The organism is Streptomyces sp. HSW2009 (genome assembly GCF_040240285.1).
GTDB lineage: Bacteria > Actinomycetota > Actinomycetes > Streptomycetales > Streptomycetaceae > Streptomyces.
On the sequence record NZ_JBEHZD010000803.1, the window covers coordinates 1 to 2,625 of the forward strand.

A 2,625-nucleotide genomic window follows, 5' to 3' on the forward strand; every position below is an offset into this window, starting at 1 on the left:
CCCCCCCCCCCCATACTCCCCCCCCCCCCCCCCCCCCCCCCCCCCGCCGCCCGTGGCGGGGGCGGGGCTTTGTTAAAACCACCCCGGGGGGGCCCGGCCCGCCGCGGCCCGGCAGGACGCGCCGGAACCGGCCCCTCCGGAGCAGCCGGAGCCGGGGCGGGAGCGGGCGCAGGCGCCGGCTCAGGCGCAGGCGGTGCCGGCTCCGGCGGGTTCGGCGGCGGCGAGCCACCGAGCACCGGAGGCGGCCACGCCGCGGACGGCTGGCCCGAACGCCCGGACAACGACATAACGACCGTCGGCAAGGGCGGCAAGAACGCCAAGAAGGCCAAGAAGCAGCGGCGCAAGCGCACCGGCTGGCGCCGGGCGCTGCCCACCTGGCGGATGGTGCTCGGCGCGTTCCTGTTCCTGCTGGTCCTCATCGGCGGCACGCTGGTCACCGGCTACCTGCTGGTGGACATCCCGGCCGCGAACAAGGCGGCCATCGCGCAGAGCAACGTCTACCTGTACTCCGACGGCTCGCAGTTGGCCCGCGAGGGCGCCGTGAACCGCGAGAACGTGCCGCTCAGCAGCGTGCCCAAGACCACCCAGAACGCCGTGCTCGCCGCCGAGGACCGCGACTTCTACTCGGAGTCGGCGGTCAACCCGGCGGCCATGCTGCGCGCCGCCTGGAACACCGCGACCGGCAAGGGCAAGCAGTCCGGCTCGACCATCACCCAGCAGTACGTGAAGAACTACTACCTGGACCAGGACCAGACGGTCACCCGCAAGGCCAAGGAGTTCTTCATCGCGATCAAGCTGGACCGGGAGGTGAGCAAGAAGGACATCCTTGAGGGCTACCTCAACACCAGCTACTTCGGCCGCAACGCGTACGGCATCCAGTCGGCCGCGCAGGCGTACTACGGCAAGGACACCGACGAGCTGACCACCGGCGAGAGCGCGTACCTGGCCACCCTGTTGAACGCGCCGAGCGCGTACGACGTCGTGGTGCACCCGGAGAACAAGGAGCGCGCGGTCGCCCGCTGGGAGTACGTGCTGGGCGGCATGGTCGAGAAGGGCTGGCTGGACGAGGCCGAGCGCAAGACCATCAAGTTCCCCACCCCCGACCCCGCCAAGCCCACCTCCAGCATGTCCGGGCAGCGCGGCTACCTGGTCGAGGCGGTCAAGGACTACATCACCAGCAACAAGATCATCGACGAGAAGGACCTGGCGGCCGGCGGCTACCGGATCACCACCACCATCGACAAGAAGAAGCAGGACGCGTTCGTCGAGTCGGTCGACAAGAAGCTGATGCGCAAGCTCAGCAAGTCCAACAAGGTCGACAAGTACGTACGCGTCGGCGGCGCCTCCATCGACCCGGCCACCGGCAACGTGGTCGCGCTGTACGGCGGCATCGACTACACCAAGCAGTACGTCAACAACGCCACCCGCCGCGACTACCAGGTCGGATCGACCTTCAAGCCGTTCGTCTTCACCTCGGCCGTGGAGAACGACTCGGTGACCCAGAGCGGCCAGCGGATCACCCCGAACACGGTCTACGACGGCACCAACAAGCGCCCCGTCGTCGGCGCCGGCGACGGCACCAGCTACGCGCCGGCCAACGAGGACGACGTCTCGTACGGGCAGATCAACGTCACCGGCGCCACCGACAAGTCCGTCAACTCCGTCTACGCCCAGATGGCCGTGGACGTCGGCCCGGACAAGGTCAAGGAGACCGCGGTCAACCTCGGCATCCCCGAGCAGACCCCGGACCTCACCGCCAGCCCGTCCATCGCACTCGGCCCCGCCAACGCCAGCGTCCTCGACATGACCGGCGCGTACGCCACGCTCGCCAACCACGGCAAGCACGCCCCGTACGGCCTGGTCGCGGAGATCACCAAGGACGGCGGCAAGGTCGAACTGCCGGACCGCACCCCCGAGCAGGGCGTGGCCCGCGACGCGGCCGACACCACCACCGCGATCCTCCAGAGCGTGGTGCAGGGCGGCACCGGCACCGCGGCGCTCGCCGCCGACCGCCCGGCCGCCGGCAAGACCGGCACCGCCGAGGAGGACAAGGCGGCCTGGTTCGCCGGCTACACGCCCGACCTGGCCACCGTGGTCGCGGTGATGGGCCAGGACTCCAACACCGGCGCGCAGAAGCCGCTGTACGGGGCGACCGGGCTCCAGCGCATCAACGGCGGCGGCTACCCGGCCGAGATCTGGGCCTCGTACACCAAGAAGGCGCTGGCCGGGAAGGCGCCGACCGAGTTCGACCTCAAGCTGGAGGAGGGCGCCGACGACACGTCGCTGCCCCCGTCGGCCCCGGCCGACACCCCGACCGACAGCGGGACGGAGCCGACGGACGAGCCCAGCACCCCCGAGAGCGACGAGCCCAGCACCCCGACGGACACCCCGTCCGACGACCCCACGACGTCCACCCCCGAGGTGCCGACCACACCCACCTTCACCCCGCCCACCGGCGGCCTCCCCGGTGGCGGCGTCTCCGGTGACCCGGGCGGCCCGATAGGCACCCCCGGCGGGGCGGGTGGCGGCCCCGGCGGGGACCCGGGCGGCGAAACAGGCACTCCGGGCGGCGGGGGGGGCGCCCCCGGCGGAGCGGGCGGGCCCGCGGGCCCGGGCGGCGAGGGC

1 protein-coding gene is annotated in these 2,625 nt (G+C 71.9%); it reads left to right on the plus strand.

All coding sequences use genetic code 11. The features are described from left to right. Nucleotides 1-285 precede the first annotated feature (285 nt). Nucleotides 286-2,625, plus strand: a 2,340-nt coding sequence (locus AAHZ94_RS32345; protein WP_349997274.1) for a transglycosylase domain-containing protein, incomplete at its 3' end; no start/stop codon positions are given.